The organism is Streptomyces sp. L7 (assembly GCF_050990935.1).
Taxonomy (GTDB): domain Bacteria; phylum Actinomycetota; class Actinomycetes; order Actinomycetales; family Microbacteriaceae; genus Leifsonia.
This window is the reverse complement of record NZ_CP194644.1, coordinates 3,803,429-3,819,050: the sequence shown is the minus strand read 5'-3', so window position 1 is coordinate 3,819,050 and position 15,622 is coordinate 3,803,429. Positions and strand designations below refer to the sequence as shown.

The following is a 15,622-nucleotide window of genomic DNA, read 5'->3' as shown; positions in this document are numbered from 1 at the left end:
CGCGGCCGTCCCCGGAAGGAACCGCCATGCGCCCGTACCCAGACACCGCCGTCGACGACGACCTCGTCGCCCGCAGCCGAGCAGGCGACACCGCGTCGTTCGCCGAGCTCTGGCGCCGCCACTCCGACGCCGGGCGCCGGTTCGCGGCCTCCCTGACCTCCGCCTTCGACGCCGACGACCTCGTGGCGGAGGCGTTCGCCCGGATCTTCCGGGCGCTCCGGAACGGCAACGGGCCGGTCCGCGGCTTCCGCGCCTACCTCTACACCACGATCCGCAACGCAGCCGCCGCCTGGGGGTCCGCCCGGCAGGAGGTCGCCGTCGAGGACCCGGGGGCGTACGGCGACGAGCCGTGGACCGACGAGCACCTGGACGTGCTCTGGGAGCGGTCGCGTGTCGCCGCCGTGCTCGGCGGACTGCCGGAGCGGTGGCGGAACGCCCTGTGGTACAGCGAGGTGGAGCAGCTGACGTCGTCGGAGGTCGCCGGCGTTCTCGGCATCTCGCCGAACGCGGCCGCCGCCCTCACCTATCGCGCGCGCGAGGGCCTGCGCCGCGCGTGGGCCGCCCAGCTCGCCGCGTGACGGGCAGCCCTCCCGCGCCGCTTCCCCTCATGGAGGAGCTTCGGCACATGACGCTCCCGGACGGCCGGGTGTCGTCCTTCACGACGGGTGATGCGGACGAGGCGCGCGCGGTCGCGTCGAAGATGTTCTACGGCGGCGCCATCCGCCCGGCCGGCCGCGGGCTCGGCTTCGAGTGCCGGGTCGTGGGCACCCGCGTCGGGCCCGTCTCACTCGGCCTGGTCGGCTTCGGCACGCGGGTGACGATCGGCTTCCGAGGCGTCGAGGGCTCGTACGGGGTGAGCGTCCCGACGCTCGGGCCGTTGGAGCAGTACGTCGGCTCGCACCAGTTCACGGCGAACCCCGACGTCGCCTCGGTCTCCGGGCCGTTCGACGCGCTGGAGGTCGACGGCTGGGAGTCCCCGGGCGACCGGCTCGCACACCTGCGGTTCGACCGCGCCGTGCTGGAGGGCGAGCTCGGGCGCATGCTCGGCGTCGACGCGGTGGACGAGATCCGCTTCCCCTCCTTCTGGACGTCCGGACCGGACGGGGCGCCGAGTGGATGCGCCTCGCGCGCGTGCTGCTCGGCACGTTGGAGAGCCCGGGCGGCCTGGCCGGCAACACGCTGTTCTCGACGCAGCTCACGAGCGCGCTGATGACCGGCCTGCTGCTGGCGACGGACCCTCAGTACCGGGAGGCGCTGGCACAGCATCCGAACTGCCATCCGCAGGGTCTTGCGCGATCGAATGTATGCGCATACGGTGCGCGGGGTGATCGCTCCACGGGAGTGCGTTCCCGCGCGAGCAGTTGTCGACGAAGACACGAAACGGAGACTGTCCCATGACCAGACCCCAACCGCCGCGGCGTTCACGCCGCACCACCGCGATCGTGAGGGCCGGCGCGGCAGCCGTCCTCGCCGTCGCCTCCCTCGCGACCGCTCAGACGGCGTTCGCCACCGGCACGCCGGGCGACCAGAGCCAGAACGCCAACGGCATGCAGGGCATGAGCGCGCAGCCGCCGCTCACCGCCGCCCAGAAGGCGAGCCTCCTCCAGGTCGCGAAGGACACCTGGACGTTCTTCCAGAACGACACCGACCCCGTCACCCATCTCCCGCTCGACAACCTCGGGCCGGGGACCACGAAGGGCCAGTACACCTCCGCCGCGAACATCGGCACCTACCTGGAGGGCGTGGTCTCCGCCGGCGATCTGGGAATCATCAAACGGCCGCAGGAGCGCGCCCTGATCTCGTCCACGCTCGACACGGTGGCCACGCTGAAGCGCTCGCACGGCTTCCTGTTCCAGTGGTATGACACCACGAACGGGCACGCCATCCTGAACCCCGGCGCGGCCGACTGCTCCACCGAGACGACGCCGAAGCAGGACAACTGCTCGTTCCTCTCCGCGGTCGACAACGGCTGGTACGCGTCCGGCCTGCTGGTCGCGCGCCAGGCGCTCCCCGAGCTCCGCACGCAGATCGACGCGCTCATCGCCCCGATGGACTTCTCGATCTTCTACGACGACCGGGCGCAGACCGCGTGCAACACCAACCCGGCCATCGCGGGCAACCAGCCCACCGGTCAGATGTACGGCGGCTACTACGCCGGCCAGGGGCCGGCCGGCTACCACAACGGCGCGCTCTACAGCGACCCGCGCATCGCGATGTACATCGGGATGGGCCTCCACCAGATGCCCGGCGACGTCTGGTGGCGCACCTGGCGCACCCTCCCGCCGAAGCAGTGTGCGACGGATCCGGACTTCTCCTGGCAGGGCCAGTGGCCGGTCGGCGGGGACTGGCAGAAGTACACCGACCCGCAGAGCGGCAAGGTCTTCAACGTCTGGGAGGGCCACTACACCTATCCCGGCACATCGATGACCTTCCTGCCGACCTGGGGCGGCGGCATGTTCGAGGCGATGCTCGCCAACGAGATCGTCCCGGAGACCACCTGGGGCCAGAACGGCTTCGGACTGGCGGACGTGAGGACGGCGCAGGTGCAGGAGAAGTACGCCACTCAGACCCTCGGCTACCCGGTCTGGGGCATGTCCCCGTCGAGCACCGCCGACGACACCGGCGGTTACGGCATCTACGGCGCGACGGGTCAGAAGTTCCCGGCCGGCCAGGCGCTCGCCCAGTGCCCGGGCTGCTCGACGGAGGACGTCGTCACTCCGCACGCCTCCTTCACGACGCTCGGCGTGCTCCCGCAGGACGCGTACGCGAACATCCAGAAGCTGCGCACACTCTACCCGGGCATCTACACCCAGGACGGCGGCTTCTACGACGCGGTCAACCCGGCGACCGGCCAGATCGGCCACCGCCGCCTGGTGCTCGACCAGTCGATGATCATGATGTCCATCGACAACGCCCTCCAGAACGGCGCCCTCCGCCGGCACTTCGCCGACGACCCCGCGTCGTGGGCGGCGAAGACGTATCTGGGGATGGAGACGATGACGCTGAAGTAGGGGAAGGATGCGAACGGCGCCCGGGCACCTCGGTGTCCGGGCGCCGCCCGCGTGTAATCAGTCGACGCGCTCGTTCCGCGCCGTCGCGACGGCGCCGGCACGGAGCAGTGCGCTCGCACCCACCACCACGTACAGTGCCGCGGCCGCCACGAACCCGGCCGACATCAGGAACGACAGCCAGCCGCTCCCGGTGAACATCGTCGCGACCCCGGCGAGGAACGTCAGGAGGATCACGACGAACGCCCACAGCGCAGCGCGCGGGGCGACGCCTTCGCGACGGGCGGTCAGCCAGGCTCGCACCGCGACGACGATCAGCCCGATGCCCACGAGCGCGTGCAGGCCGAGGACGACACCGGCGATCACGCGGGCGGCGCCCACGTTCTCCTCCGGGCTCCCGATGAGGTTCGCCGCCATCCCGAGCAGGAACTGGACGGCGAGCGCGCTCAACGCCTCGCGGGATCGGCGGACGACGTCCGCGGGAGAAGCGGGAGGGGTGGGCGCGGCGGACATGGGGTCCCTTTCACTCGACGGATCGCAACGTTCGGGCCCATCCTCGTCCGGCGCGGGATCGTCGTCATCCGGCCGGCGGAGTAGCTGCGCCTACTCTCCGGGGAGTAGCGGGACCCGCGTCGGCGCAGACCCCTCGGTGCCCCCGCCACCCCGCGCGTACACTCCCGGCCATGACCGCCGCGAAGATCCTGCTCGTCCGCCACGGTGAGAGCACCGCCAACGTCGCCGCCACGGCCGCGGAGGCGGCCGGCGAGGAGGTGATCGACGTCGGCGCACGTGACGCCGACGTCCCGCTCTCCGAACTGGGCGAGCGGCAGGCCGCCGCCCTCCGTCCGCGTCTCGCGGCCGAGCTCGGAGCCGATCGCCGTGGAGCACTGGTGTGGAGTTCGCCCTACCGGCGTGCGGTGAGCACGGCCCGGCTCGCGCTGGACGGCGACGCGTTCGTCGTCGACGAGCGCCTCCGCGACCGCGAGCTCGGCATCCTGGACGCCCTCACCCGACACGGCGTCGACACGCGTCTGCCGCAGGAGGCGGCCCGGCGCCGCTGGCTCGGCACGTTCTACTACCGGCCCCCCGGCGGAGAGGCGTGGACGGATGTCGCGCTCCGGCTGCGCTCGTTCGCCCGGGAGCTCCCGGCCGCCGACCGTCGTCCCGTGCTGGTCTTCACGCACGACGCCGTCGTGAGCCTCTTCCTCTATGTCCTGCTGGGCTGGACCGAGCAGGAGCTGAACGCGTACCTCCTCGACCGCGTGGTCGGCAACGCCACCGTGACCACCCTTGTGGCGGACGGCGGCGGCTGGCGGGTGGAGGCCTTCGCGGACGACGCACACCTGATCGCGGCGGGCCTTCCCGCCACCGAACATCCCGGAGCGGCCCATGTCACCGAGTGAGCCCTCGCGTCGCCGCGTCGACGCTGCGCTGCTGCGCAGCTGGCCGCTCCCGGCACCGGGGACCTCGAAGAAGTCGCGCGGCGACGTCGTCGTGGTCGGCGGGGCGGCACGGTCGCCCGGCGGCGCGCTGCTCGCCGGCCGCGCGGCCCTGCGCGTGGGCGCCGGCAGGCTCACCCTGGCGATCGCGTCGTCCGTTGCGGTCGAGGTGGCCGTCGCCTTCCCGGAGTGCGGCGTCGTGCCCCTGCGCGAGACCGGACGGGCCCGGATCCGGGGCTCGGCCCTCGCGGCAGCCGCCTCCGACGTGCGCCAGGCCGACGCCGTGCTGCTGGGGCCCGGCCTCGATGACATCGGGGAGACCCGGGAGATGCTGGGGAAGCTGACCCGCCTCGTGACGCGGGAGAGCACCGTCGTGCTCGACGCCTTCGCTCTCGGAGCGCTGTCCGGCCGCCGCGTCCCGACGCGCAACACCATCCTGACCCCGAACAAGGACGAGGCCGCGCTGCTGCTCGGCCGCCGGCTGCGCGACGACCAGAGCGACATCGTCGAGATCGCGCGGCGCTATCGGGCGGTCGTCACCTGCCACAACGTGGTCGCAGCCCCGGACGGACGGGTTTTCCTCGTCGAAGGCGGCGGACCGGGTCTCGGGACGTCGGGCAGCGGGGACGCCTTGGCGGGCGCGATCGCCGGTCTCGCCGCACGCGGGTGCGCCCCCGAGCAGGCAGCGGTGTGGGGGACCTTCCTGCACCAGGCGGCCGGCGCCTCCCTCGCCCGCTCGATCGCCCCTCTGGGCTTCCTGGCCTCCGAGATCGTCGACCGCTTCCCGTACGAGCTCGCCGTGGTGGAACGCACGCCGTGAGCCCGGGCGCGACTCACTCCACGATCAGCGCCACCCCCTGCGCCGCGAGCCTCAGCCCCGTCGCCGGCGCCCCGCTGAGCAGGTCGGTCCCCGCCAGCTCGAGCGTCACCGGCTCCAGAGAGTGGTTGATCGCCGCGAGCACGTCGCCGCGCCGGACGAACTCCACCCCCGCGACCGTCGGCAGCCGGTCGACCGCCGCCGAGGTCAGGACCGCGTCGAGGAGCCTCGCGAGCGGCGCCGGGTCGAGGCGCGTGGCGACGTACCAGGCGGCGCCCTCCCCGCGGCGATGCCGGGTGAGCGCCGGGTGGCCGTCGAGGGCGCCTCCGTCGAACACGGCCTCGACGTCCGCGGTCTCCACCCGCACGTACTCGGCCCAGCGTGACGCCTCCGCGGCTCCTCCGATCAACTCGCCCCGTACGCGCAGCGCGGGCGGCTCGCCACCGCCGAGGGCGGCGAGATCGGGCGCGGCGGGAGGCGCGAACTCTTCGATCCAGACACCGAGCGTGTCGCGGAGCGGGCCGAGGTAGCCGCCCGTCCGGACATGGAGGTCCGGGTCGAGGATGCCGGTGAGGAAGCCGACGACGAGGGTGCCGCCCCCGGCCGCGTAACGGTCGAGAGCGGCGAGCTGCCCGTCGCTCGCCACGAACAGCGCCGGCACGACCGCCGCGCGGTAGCCGGCGAGGTCGTCCGTCGCGCGCGCGAAGTCGACCGTCGCCCCGGATGCGGCGAGCGCCGCGTACCAGGAGAAGACCTCCTCCAGGTAGCTCGTCCGAGCCGGCGACGCCTCTTGTTCGACCGCCCACCACGAGTCCCAGTCGAACACGATCGCGACCTGCGCCGGCACGGCCGCGCCGAGCAGACCGGGCGCCACGGACAGGGTCGCCAGCTCGCGCCCGAGCTGCTCCACCTCGCGGAACACGCGAGTGTCCGTCCCGCCGTGCGGCAGCATGCCCGAGTGGAACTTCTCCGCCCCGGCCACGGCTTGCCGCCACTGGAAGAAGAGGATTCCGTCGGCGCCGCGCGCGATGCTCTGATACGACCACGCGCGCATCTGGCCGGGGAGCTTGGCGGCGTTGCGCTCGCGCCAGTTGACCGCGCCGGGCGACTGCTCCATCAGCAGCCAGGGCTCACCGCCGCCCAGCGAGCGCATCAGATCGCGCTGCATCGCGGCGTACATCGGCGAGCGCGGATCGGCCGGGTCGGGATAGGAGTCGTCGGACACGACATCCACCTCCCGCGCCCACGCCCAGTAGTCGACCGGCTTGAAGAAGCCCATGAAGTTCGTCGTCACCGGCAGGCCCGACCGCGACCGGATGATCGACTTCTCCATCCGGAAGCAGTCGAGCAGTTCGTCCGAGCCGAACCGGTCGAAGTCGAGCAGCTGGGTCGGGTTCATGAACGTGGGTGCCGCGCGCGGCGGCAGGATCTCGTCGAACGACGCGTAGTGCTGCGACCAGAACGCGGTCCCCCACGCCTCGTTGAGCGCCTCGATCGTCGTGTACTTCGCCTCCAGCCAGCCGCGGAAGGCGGCCGCCGACGCGTCGCAGTAGCAGCGGCTGACGTGACAGCCGTACTCGTTGTTGACGTGCCAGAGCTCGACCGCGGGATGGTCGGCGTAGCGGTCGACGATCGCCTCCACGAGCCGTGCGGCGTAGCGCCGGTAGACCGGCGAGCTCGGGCAGTACGCCTGCCGGCTGCCCGACGACAGCGTGACGCCGTCCGCGGTCACGGGCAGCAGCTCCGGATGCGCGACCGCCAGCCAGGGCGGCGGCGAGGCCGTGGCGGTCGCCAGGTCGACGCGCACCCCGCCTGCGTGCAGCAGGTCGAGCACCTCGTCCAGCCAGGCGAAGTCGAACTCGCCGTCGCGCGGCTCGATCCGCGCCCACGAGAAGATACCGACCGAGACCAGGTTCACCCCGGCCCGGTTCATCAGCTCGATGTCCTCCCGCCAGACCTCCGGGGCCCACTGCTCGGGGTTGTAGTCGCCGCCGTAGGCGAAGCCGCCCTTCAGCACCGCCCCGGTCACTCCTTCACGCTCCCGCTCGCGAGGCCCGTCGTCCAGTACCGCTGCAGGAAGAGGAAGGCGATGACCAAGGGGATGATCGACACGAGCGAGCCCGTGATGACGACCGAGAACAGCGCCTGCGAGCCGCCGCCGGCCGCGCTGGTGGCCTGCTGCTGGGCCAGGCCGACGGTGAGCGGGTAGAGCTGGGAACTGTTCAGCATGATCAGCGGCAGGAAGTAGTTGTTCCAGGTGCCGACCAGCGCGAACAGGAACACCGTGACGATGCCGGGGGCCAGCAGACGGAGGCCGACCTGCCAGAAGATCCGGGCCTCTCCCGCACCGTCCACCCGGCCCGCCTCGATCATCGAGTCGGGGATGGCGTCGGCCGCGTAGACCCGCATCAGGAAGACGCCGAACGGGCTCACCAGCGATGGCACGATCACGGCGGCCGGAGTGTTCGTGATCCCGATCTGGCTGAACATCAGGTACGTCGGCAGCGCCAGCGCCGTCAGCGGGATCATGATCGCCCCGAGGACGACGCTGAACATCAGCACGGCGCCGGGGAACCGATACTTGGCGAACGCGTAGCCGGCCATGGTGGCCAGGAGCGAGGCCCCCGTCGCGCTCACCACGGCGTACACCAGAGTGTTGATCGCCCAGTGCGTGTAGATGCCGTTCTGCGTGGTGAAGACCGCGCCGATGTTCGAGAACAGCTCGAAGGTGTGCCCGAAGGCGAAGCCGAACGTGGTGAACAGGTCGCCGTTGCTCTTGGTGGAGGCGATGAACAGCCAGACGATCGGCAGCACGAAGTACAGGGCGCAGATCCAGAGCAGGACGGTGAGCAGCGTGCTGCGCTGCCGCTCCCGGTTGTACGCCTTCGCCCGGCCCCGGGTGCGGCTGCGCGGCCGGGCCGTCGTCGCCGTTGCGAGACTCGAGCGCGTCGCGGTCTCAGTCATTGCGCGCCTCCTTGCGCTGAGTGGTGAGCTGGACGACGTACGACACGATGGCGATCACGATCCCGAGCAGGAAGGCGATGGCGGCCGCATAGTTGACGTCCTGGTTCGTGAACGCGAGGTTGTACGCGTAGTAGTTCGGTGTGTAGCCGTTGTCGATCACGTTCGGCGCGATCGCGTGCAGCAGGCTCGGCTCGTTGAAGAGCTGGAAAGTGCCGATGATCGAGAAGATGACGGTGAGGATGATCGCCGGGCGGATGCCGGGGATCTTGATGCTCCACGCCACGCGCCACTGGCTGGCGCCATCGATCTCCGCGGCTTCGAACAGCTCGGCGGGGATCGACCGCAGGGCCGCGTACATGATGATCATGTTGTAGCCGACGAACGCCCAGGTGACGATGTTCATCATCGAGCCGAGCATGTTCTGGGCGTTGAGCAGGTCGGGCGCCGCGAGCCCGACGGCGCGGAAGGTCTGCGCGATCGGACCGAAGTCGTTGCCGTAGAGGTAGCCCCACATCAGCGTCGCGACGACGCCGGGCACCGCGAACGGCAGGAAGATCAGCAGCCGCAGGGCGATCGAGCCGCGCACCCGGCCGCTGTCCAGTGCGAGGGCGAAGAACAGCGAGAGTGCGAGCATGATCGGAACCTGGATGACCAGGAACAGGGCCATCCGGCCGAGGCCGGCGAGGAAATCCGGATCGGCGAAGGCGCGGACGTAGTTGGTGAACCAGGCGAATGTCTGGCCGCCGATGAGCTGCGTCGTGAACAGGCTCAGATAGCCGGAGTAGAACAGCGGCAGGAGCAGCATCACGACGAAGACGAGCATGAACGGCGCCACGAACAGATAGGCGGCGCGGTTCAGCCGCCGCTGGTTGGCGCTGCGCCGCGGTCGCGGTCTCGCGGTCCGCTGCGGGCGCACCCGTCCGGGTGCGACGGACTGGGTCATGGTGAACTCCCTTGTTCGATCCGGGGGCGGGCCTGCCGGCGGCGGGAGGTCGTCCTCCCGCCGCCGGCACGGCCTCACTTGTTGACGGAGAAGCCCTGCTGGGTGCCGTAGGCCACGAGCGCCTTCTGCCAGGCGTCCAGGCCGGCCGAGACGTCGCCCTTGGCCGCGAGCGCCTTGCCCACGGTCTCGGTGTAGCTCGAGTAGGCGTAGTCCATGTAGGGCAGCCAGTCGAACTTGGTGTCGACCGTGGTCGAGATGTTGGCGAAGAGCTCGTTGACCTTCTGGCCACCGTAGAACGCCGCCTGCTTGTCGACGAACTGCGGGTCCTTCAGGGTCGCGTTCGAGGTCGGGAACAGGAACTGCTTGTTCGCGAACATGAGCGTCGACTCCGGGTCGTTGTTGATGAACTTCGCCAGTTCGTACGCCGCGATCGGGTTCTTCGTCGTCTTCAGCACGGCGTCGGACGAGCCTCCCCAGTTGCCGGAGGCCGCCTTCACGCCGGGCGTCTGCGGCAGGTCGGCCGCGCGCCAGAGGCCCGAGGTCTTGGCCGCCGTGCCCTGCAGGAAGACCGGAGCCCACGCCGCGGTCAGCCAGCCGGCGTACTTGCCGTTGGCCAGACCCTGGTACCAGCTGTCGGTGAAGTCGGGGTCGGTCGAGACGTAGCCCTTCTGGATGAGGTCCTGCCAGTACGCGGCGACCTTCTTCGCCTCCGCGCTGTCGACGTCGACCTTCACCCCCTTCTTTCCGTCGTAGCCGAACGGCTTGACCCCGGCCTGCCACAGGAGTCCGAGCATCTGGCCGGCCTGACCGGACGCCAGGTTGGACATGTAGACGCCGGTCTTCTCCTTGACCGTCGCCGCGTCCGCCGCGTACTCGTCCCAGGTCTTCGGCGCGGTGGTGATGCCCGCCTTCGACAGGATGTCCTCGCGGTACAGGTTGCCCATCGGGCCGGAGTCCTGCGGGATGGCGTAGATGCCGTTGTTCTGCTTGACCTGGTTCCACACCCACGGCACGTACTGGCTGCCGAGGTCCGACGCGCCGTACGGCGTGAGGTTCAGCAGGCTGTCGGTGACGGTGAACGACGAGATGTACTGGAACTCGACCTGGGCCACGTCCGGAGCCCCCTTGCCCGCCTTCAGTGCGGTGCGGAGCTTCTGATAGTGCGCAGCGCCCTGGCCCACGTTCTCGACGTCGACCTTGATCGCCGGGTACTTCTTCTCGAACAGCGCGACCTCGTTCTTGATGTCGGGGACCCAGGTCCAGAACGTGAGGTTCGTCGGCGTCTTCATCGCCTTGTCGATCTCCGCCTGCGATACGGGCTTGGTGCTGTCGGTCGACGCGCCGCCCCCTCCGGTGCAGCCGGTGAGTGCGAGTGCGACAGCCAGGAGGCCGGTACCCAGCGCCACTGCTGTTCTCGGTGCTTTCTTCCTCATGAGCGTTTCTCTTTCTCTTGGTTTCGGTTCCGTGCGATCCGTCTCACGCCTGCGAGCCGGGGACCTCGAACACGGCGACGCCGCGCGGTTCGAGGGTGAAGCGGGCTCCGGCGGCGAACCGCTCGCCGGACTCCACGTGGATGCTGTCGGCGGCCACCGTGACGGTGTGCCGGGTGCCCGACCAGTTGTGGACGAACGCCACCGTGCCGTCGCCGGCGCGGCCGGTGCTGACGGTGACCGGGCGCGCGGCCTCCCATGCCGTGGCCGCGGTCTCCGGCACCAGCCAGCGGGCGAGGCTGCGGGCGAGCGGCTCGTTCGGCACCGTGCCGACGTAGGTCACGCGTCCGGCGCCGAACGATGCGGTGGTGATCGCGGCCTCGGCGCCGAGCTCGGTCGGCCGGTAGGCGACGACGGTCTCGGCGCCGTCCGGGTTGAGGATGTCCACCCAGGCGGTGGCCTGCGAGCCGGCCTCCAGTTCGAAGCCCTCGGCCGCGGTCACGTCCAGGGGCTCGGCCAGGTTGCTGTACTCGTCGTACCAGACGCCCGCGGCGTCGTGCAGGCGGTCCGGCGCGACTCCCCGCCGCGCCCGGGCCAGCTCGTCGCCGTAGCCGGTGCGGATGCCGAGCACGAGATGGCCACCCGCCTCGGCGTAGGCGCGCAGAGCATCGAGCACCGCGTCGTCCGCGACGTATTCGGCCGCGGCGACCAGGACGGGGTACCGCTCCACCAGCTCGGCGGTCGGCTGCCCGAGGAACTGGCGGGTGTGCTGCACCCGCACTTGCGCGCCCGTCTCGCTGAAGCCGCGGTAGAACGAGTCGACGATGCGCGCGTAGGAGCGTCGGTCCGCGTCGCCGTCGTCGGTTGCGAGCGGCGGGTAGAACTCGAACGACCACTTCGTGTCGGTGGAGTGCAGCATCAGCACGTCCGCGTCCGGCTCGAACCCGTCGAGCGCGCCGCCGATGCGCTTCAGGCTGGCGCCCAGCTCTGCGACCTCCCTGTAGATGCGGCCGGGGACCTGACTGTGCGGGAGCACCCCGCCCCAGTAGGTCTCGACGCCGAAGTGGAGGGTGTGCCAGTGCCAGTACTCGACCATCCGCGATCCGCGGGCGACGAGGGCGAACGCGGCCTGCTTGATCTGGCCCGGGTACGGCGGCTGGTTCTGCCAGGGGCCGCCGATGGACTGCGCGTTCGTCTCCGTCACCAGGAAGCGCTCCTGCCGCGAGGAGTAGGCGCGGTCGCCCCACTGGAAGAGCGCCCACGGCCCGGTGTGCCACCAGTCCGCGCGCCGCGGCAGGTCGACGTCGGCCGAGAGGCCGTCCTGCATCAGGTAGTACGGGTTGCCCGCGGTCACGTCGAGAGTGGCGGCGAGCTGGTCGTCGGAGAGCTGGGGCCGGGAGTAGGAGATGCAGGTCGTGACGAACTGGTCGTCCCTGGCGTACTCGCGCACGATCTCCGCCTGCCAGGCGATCAGGTCCGTGGCCTGCTCACCCTGGAAGCGCCGCCACTCGAGCTGGTACTGCGGCATCAGATTGCCGCCGGGGCGCCAGAGCTCCGACCATTCGGCGATGCGGTGCGACCAGTAGACGAGCCCCCATTCCTCGTTGAGCCGCTCCACCGTGCCGTAACGGCCGCGCAGCCAGGCGACGAACGCCTGGAAGGTGCTCTCGTTGTGCGGCAGGTTGTTGCCCGGCTCGTTGTCCACCTGATAGCCGATCACCGCCGGGTGATCGGCGTAGCGGGCGACGATCTTGCGGATGATCCGCTCGGCGTACCAGCGGTAGGCCGGGACGGACTGGTCCATCTCCTGGCGTGCGCCCCAGCCGAGAGCGTGCCCCTGGCCGTCCACCGAGGCGATCTCCGGGTGCAGCGTCTGCAGCCACGGCGGGATGGCGTAGGTGGGCGTCCCCAGGATGACCGCGATCCCCCGTGCATGCGCCCCGTCGAGCACCGGTTGGAGCCAGTCGAGGTCGAACTCGCCGTTGCGCGGCTCCCAGGTCGACCACACCGACTCGCCCACCCGGATGACGGTGAAGCCCGCCTCCACCATCAGGTCGAGGTCGCGGTCCAGCGTCCCCTCCTCCTGGTACTCCGCGTAGTAGGCGGCTCCGAAGAGCACACCGGGGAACGTGGGGTTCAGCGTCATCGTCGACCTTCCGCTTCGTCGCGTCTGTTCTCGACCTCCGGCAATGTGACCGGTCACTGTTGTCGACAACATTTTGTTGTGAGCAGCATACCCACACCCTCAGCGGTGGCACAACAGCCTTAACCGGACCGTTATGGTCGGGCGTTCGCCGGCCGCACGACCGCCGTCGATCCGCGCACGACGAGTTCGGGCAGACGGTACCGCGGAACCTCGTGGATGTCGCCGCCCTCGATCTTGGCGATGAGCATGTTCATCAGGTACGCGCCCTCCCCTCGAAGTCGAGCCGGATGGTCGACAGCGGGGGAGATGGAAGCGGGACTCCGGCGAATCGTCCATGCCGATCACGCTGACATCGTCGGGGACCCGGACGCCGCGCTCGGCGAGCCCGTAGATCAACCCGATCGCCATGCTGTCGTTGGCCACCGCCACGGCCGTCACCTCCGGCGGCAGCTCGCGCGCGGCCCGGTACCCGGACTCCGCGGACCAGTCACCCTCGTACTCCCAGACCACCCGCAGGCCCCGCCTCGCCGCGACGTCGATGAAGCCCTCCCGCCGCTGATTCGCGGCGATCCACACGCGTGGGCCGTTGACGAAAGCGACGCGGGAGTGGCCGAGGTCGGCGAGGTGGTCCGCGGCGAGCGCGCCGGGGAGCGAGCGCGGGTTCAGGGCCGTGGACGAGAGTCCCTCCGCCGAATCCATCGCGATGGGGATGTCGACACCCCTGCCGGCGATCGCCGCGCGCACGACGTCGGTCTGCGCTGTGGCGAAGACGCCGGCGATCTGGTGCTCCATGATGACGTCGAGCGCCTCGTCGACGGACACTCCGTCCTCGCCGTCCATCGAAGCGATGTCGAGGACGAATCCCCGGCTCCTGGCCGCCGTGGTGGCGCCTGCCACGATCCGGCCCGGACCCGACAGCTCCATGCGGTGCGCCAGGATCCCGATGCGGTTGGACTGGCGGGACCGGAGCCACCGGGCCGCGCCGTTCGGGCGGTAGTTCAGCTCCTCCAGCGCGGCCTGCACCTTGGCGCGGGTCGTCGGGCGGATGCCCTCGAACCCGTTCAGATACCGGGTCACCGTCTGGTGGGACACGCCGGCCTGGCGAGCCACGTCGTAGATGGTGGCGCGCTTCATGAGACGAAGTCTAGCTACAGGCGGGGACACGCCCGGAGCAGGTGGGGTCGACTAACCTACGGGGATGACGAAAGAGTCGCGACCGGACGACATATCCATCGGCGGCGAGATGATCCGCCTCGGGCAGTTCCTGAAGTTCGCCGGGCTGCTCGACTCCGGCGGGAACGTGAAAGAGGCCATCATCGACGGCTTCGTGACCGTGAACGGCGAGGTCGACCGCCGGCGCGGACGCCAGCTTCAGATCGGCGACATCGTCGGTTTCGAGGGTCGCCTGGTGCGCGTCCGCCCGTGAGCGCCCGCGCACGGCGCTCCGCCGCTCTGCCGGGTGCAGGATGAGCACATGAAGCTGACGCTCGACCTGCACGACATCTACAACCGCGGCGGCGACATCGACCGAGCCCTTCGTGCGGTCATCGCGGATGCCGTCGCCAAGAAGGCCCCGCTGGTCGAGATCATCCCGGGGAAGGGGTCGGGCGCGCTCAAGAAGCGGGTGCTGCGCTTCCTCGACCAGCCGGAGATCAAGGCGCAGTACCACCGGGTCGAGAAGGACTCGAAGAACTTCGGCCGGGTGTTCGTGCACTTCCGGTGGAAGTAGCGCGCGTCGGCCGCCGCGGGCGGGAAGCGCCCGGCTCCCCGACTACGCGCTCAGGCGCGGGTAGTCCGTGTAGCCTTCGGCGCCGGCCCCGTAGAACGTCGCCGCGTTGGGCTCGTTCTCCGGGTGAGCACCCTTCCAGCGCTCCACCAGGTCCGGGTTCGCGATCGCGAGACGGCCGACGGCCACGGCGTCCGCGTGCGAGTCCTCGACCAGCGCGATCGCCTCGTCGCGCGTGGTGACCGAGCTGAAGCCGCTGTTCACGATGAACGGGCCGCCGAAGCGCTCGCGCAGGTCCTGGACGAGTGCGCCGGTGGGGTCGCTGTGCAGCACGCTCGCGTAGGCGAGGCCGAGCGGAGCGAGTCCGTCGACGACGGCCTCGTAGGTGGCGGTGGCGTCCGCGAGGTCCGTCTCGAAGACGTCCTGGATGTTGTGCATCGGCGACAGCCGGATGCCCACCCGCCCGGCGCCTACAGCCTCGGCGATCGCCGTCGTGACCTCGACGACGAAACGGGCACGCGCCTCCGGGGACCCGCCGTACCCGTCGTCGCGGACGTTGGACACCGGCGAGAGGAACTGGTGCAGCAGGTAGCCGTTGGCGCTGTGCACCTCCACCCCGTCGAGGCCGGCGGCGATGGCGTTCTCCGCCGCTGTGACGAACTCGTCGCGCACCGTGGCGAGCTCGTCGGTGGTCAGCGCGTGCGGCACCGGGAAGGGGACCTTGCCGGTGGTCGTGCGCGTCTCACCGTCGATCGCGACGGCGCTCGGGGCGACGGTGCGGTCCGTCCCGTTGATCAGCGGGTGCGAGACGCGGCCGCTGTGCATGAGCTGCATGACGATGCGGCCGCCCTTGGCGTGCACGGCGTCGGCGACCGCGCGCCAGCCGGCGATCTGCTCCTCCGTGACGATGCCCGGCTGGCCGGGGTACGCACGGGACTCGTGGCTCGGGTAGGTGCCCTCGGTGATGATCAGGCCCACGCTCGCCCGCTGCGCGTAGTGTTCCGCCACCAGCGGCCCCGGGATGCCGGCTTCACCCGAACGCGTGCGGGTGAGCGGCGCCATCACGACGCGGTTGGGAAGGTGGAGCTCGCCGAGCGAAACGGGAGAGAACAGATCCATCGAGGAATGCCTTTCGATTGACGGACACGT

Annotated in this window: 15 protein-coding genes; 7 read left to right on the top strand and 8 right to left on the bottom strand. The window is 70.5% G+C overall.

The annotated features are described in order from the left end of the window. The first annotated feature begins 26 nt into the window (after positions 1–26). The 3 genes from ACR5MH_RS19340 to ACR5MH_RS19330 all read left to right on the top strand — a co-directional run bounded on the left by ACR5MH_RS19340 (position 27) and on the right by ACR5MH_RS19330 (position 3,011). On the top strand, positions 27–578 hold the full coding sequence (locus ACR5MH_RS19340; RefSeq protein ID WP_431348667.1) for an RNA polymerase sigma factor: 552 nt from the start codon (positions 27–29) through the stop codon (positions 576–578). 47 nt (positions 579–625) lie between these two features. Next, positions 626–1,210, top strand: coding sequence for a hypothetical protein (locus ACR5MH_RS19335; protein WP_431348666.1), 585 nt, complete (start codon positions 626–628; stop codon positions 1,208–1,210). Positions 1,211–1,394: 184 nt separating this feature from the next. Further along, positions 1,395–3,011: a glucoamylase family protein gene (locus ACR5MH_RS19330; protein ID WP_431348665.1), complete on the top strand. Its 1,617-nt coding sequence runs from the start codon at positions 1,395–1,397 to the stop codon at positions 3,009–3,011. Positions 3,012–3,068: 57 nt separating this feature from the next. Here the strand turns inward: ACR5MH_RS19330 and ACR5MH_RS19325 are convergent, their stop codons facing one another. Next, entirely contained in the window at positions 3,069–3,521 is a 453-nt protein-coding gene (locus tag ACR5MH_RS19325; protein ID WP_431348664.1) for a hypothetical protein, read from the bottom strand. A 170-nt stretch (positions 3,522–3,691) separates the two neighbouring features. On the opposite strand from ACR5MH_RS19325, the gene ACR5MH_RS19320 reads away from it, so the two are divergent. Both ACR5MH_RS19320 and ACR5MH_RS19315 read left to right on the top strand, forming a co-directional pair. Next, positions 3,692–4,411, top strand: a complete 720-nt coding sequence (locus ACR5MH_RS19320; RefSeq protein WP_433862073.1) for a histidine phosphatase family protein — start codon at positions 3,692–3,694, stop codon at positions 4,409–4,411. Continuing rightward, on the top strand, positions 4,398–5,267 hold the full coding sequence (locus ACR5MH_RS19315) for an NAD(P)H-hydrate dehydratase (RefSeq protein WP_431348662.1): 870 nt from the start codon (positions 4,398–4,400) through the stop codon (positions 5,265–5,267). Before ACR5MH_RS19320 ends, ACR5MH_RS19315 begins: the two co-directional genes overlap by 14 nt. Positions 5,268–5,280: 13 nt before the next feature. Here the strand turns inward: ACR5MH_RS19315 and ACR5MH_RS19310 are convergent, their stop codons facing one another. The 6 genes from ACR5MH_RS19310 to ACR5MH_RS19285 form a co-directional block, all read right to left on the bottom strand. After that, positions 5,281–7,293, bottom strand: coding sequence for a beta-galactosidase (locus tag ACR5MH_RS19310; RefSeq protein WP_433862072.1), 2,013 nt, complete (start codon positions 7,291–7,293; stop codon positions 5,281–5,283). After that, positions 7,290–8,228 carry a carbohydrate ABC transporter permease gene (locus ACR5MH_RS19305; protein ID WP_431348660.1) on the bottom strand — a complete coding sequence of 313 codons (939 nt, stop codon included), beginning with the start codon at positions 8,226–8,228 and terminating at the stop codon, positions 7,290–7,292. Before ACR5MH_RS19305 ends, ACR5MH_RS19310 begins: the two co-directional genes overlap by 4 nt. Next, positions 8,221–9,171: a carbohydrate ABC transporter permease gene (locus ACR5MH_RS19300; RefSeq protein ID WP_431348659.1), complete on the bottom strand. Its 951-nt coding sequence runs from the start codon at positions 9,169–9,171 to the stop codon at positions 8,221–8,223. The genes ACR5MH_RS19305 and ACR5MH_RS19300 overlap by 8 nt, the downstream gene beginning before the upstream one ends. A 74-nt stretch (positions 9,172–9,245) precedes the next feature. Next, positions 9,246–10,604, bottom strand: coding sequence for an ABC transporter substrate-binding protein (locus tag ACR5MH_RS19295; RefSeq protein ID WP_433862071.1), 1,359 nt, complete (start codon positions 10,602–10,604; stop codon positions 9,246–9,248). 43 nt (positions 10,605–10,647) lie between these two features. Beyond that, positions 10,648–12,747 (bottom strand): beta-galactosidase, encoded by a 2,100-nt coding sequence (locus ACR5MH_RS19290; protein ID WP_433862070.1) that lies wholly within the window; start codon positions 12,745–12,747, stop codon positions 10,648–10,650. Positions 12,748–12,846: 99 nt separating this feature from the next. Next, complete coding sequence (locus ACR5MH_RS19285) at positions 12,847–13,881, bottom strand: LacI family DNA-binding transcriptional regulator (protein ID WP_433862069.1); 1,035 nt, start codon at positions 13,879–13,881, stop codon at positions 12,847–12,849. A 64-nt stretch (positions 13,882–13,945) separates the two neighbouring features. Between ACR5MH_RS19285 and ACR5MH_RS19280 the strand changes: the two genes are divergently transcribed. Together ACR5MH_RS19280 and ACR5MH_RS19275 are read left to right on the top strand one after the other, a co-directional pair. Beyond that, positions 13,946–14,173, top strand: coding sequence for an RNA-binding S4 domain-containing protein (locus tag ACR5MH_RS19280; RefSeq protein ID WP_431348655.1), 228 nt, complete (start codon positions 13,946–13,948; stop codon positions 14,171–14,173). 48 nt (positions 14,174–14,221) lie between these two features. Further along, positions 14,222–14,476 (top strand): Smr/MutS family protein, encoded by a 255-nt coding sequence (locus tag ACR5MH_RS19275; protein ID WP_431348654.1) that lies wholly within the window; start codon positions 14,222–14,224, stop codon positions 14,474–14,476. Positions 14,477–14,518: 42 nt separating this feature from the next. Here the strand turns inward: ACR5MH_RS19275 and ACR5MH_RS19270 are convergent, their stop codons facing one another. Then, a complete protein-coding gene (locus ACR5MH_RS19270) occupies positions 14,519–15,592 on the bottom strand; it encodes an alkene reductase (RefSeq protein ID WP_431348653.1) in 1,074 nt (357 codons plus the stop codon). Positions 15,593–15,622: the final 30 nt, after the last annotated feature.

Excerpts from the sequence above, each read along its gene's own strand:
- ACR5MH_RS19340 (WP_431348667.1), top strand. The coding sequence starts at position 27 with ATGCGCCCGTACCCAGACACCGCCGTCGACGACGACCTCGTCGCCCGC.
- ACR5MH_RS19335 (WP_431348666.1), top strand. The coding sequence starts at position 626 with ATGACGCTCCCGGACGGCCGGGTGTCGTCCTTCACGACGGGTGATGCG.
- ACR5MH_RS19330 (WP_431348665.1), top strand. The coding sequence starts at position 1,395 with ATGACCAGACCCCAACCGCCGCGGCGTTCACGCCGCACCACCGCGATC.
- ACR5MH_RS19325 (WP_431348664.1), bottom strand. The coding sequence starts at position 3,521 with ATGTCCGCCGCGCCCACCCCTCCCGCTTCTCCCGCGGACGTCGTCCGC.
- ACR5MH_RS19320 (WP_433862073.1), top strand. The coding sequence starts at position 3,692 with ATGACCGCCGCGAAGATCCTGCTCGTCCGCCACGGTGAGAGCACCGCC.
- ACR5MH_RS19315 (WP_431348662.1), top strand. The coding sequence starts at position 4,398 with ATGTCACCGAGTGAGCCCTCGCGTCGCCGCGTCGACGCTGCGCTGCTG.
- ACR5MH_RS19305 (WP_431348660.1), bottom strand. The coding sequence starts at position 8,228 with ATGACTGAGACCGCGACGCGCTCGAGTCTCGCAACGGCGACGACGGCC.
- ACR5MH_RS19300 (WP_431348659.1), bottom strand. The coding sequence starts at position 9,171 with ATGACCCAGTCCGTCGCACCCGGACGGGTGCGCCCGCAGCGGACCGCG.
- ACR5MH_RS19295 (WP_433862071.1), bottom strand. The coding sequence starts at position 10,604 with ATGAGGAAGAAAGCACCGAGAACAGCAGTGGCGCTGGGTACCGGCCTC.
- ACR5MH_RS19290 (WP_433862070.1), bottom strand. The coding sequence starts at position 12,747 with ATGACGCTGAACCCCACGTTCCCCGGTGTGCTCTTCGGAGCCGCCTAC.
- ACR5MH_RS19285 (WP_433862069.1), bottom strand. The coding sequence starts at position 13,881 with ATGAAGCGCGCCACCATCTACGACGTGGCTCGCCAGGCCGGCGTGTCC.
- ACR5MH_RS19280 (WP_431348655.1), top strand. The coding sequence starts at position 13,946 with ATGACGAAAGAGTCGCGACCGGACGACATATCCATCGGCGGCGAGATG.
- ACR5MH_RS19275 (WP_431348654.1), top strand. The coding sequence starts at position 14,222 with ATGAAGCTGACGCTCGACCTGCACGACATCTACAACCGCGGCGGCGAC.
- ACR5MH_RS19270 (WP_431348653.1), bottom strand. The coding sequence starts at position 15,592 with ATGGATCTGTTCTCTCCCGTTTCGCTCGGCGAGCTCCACCTTCCCAAC.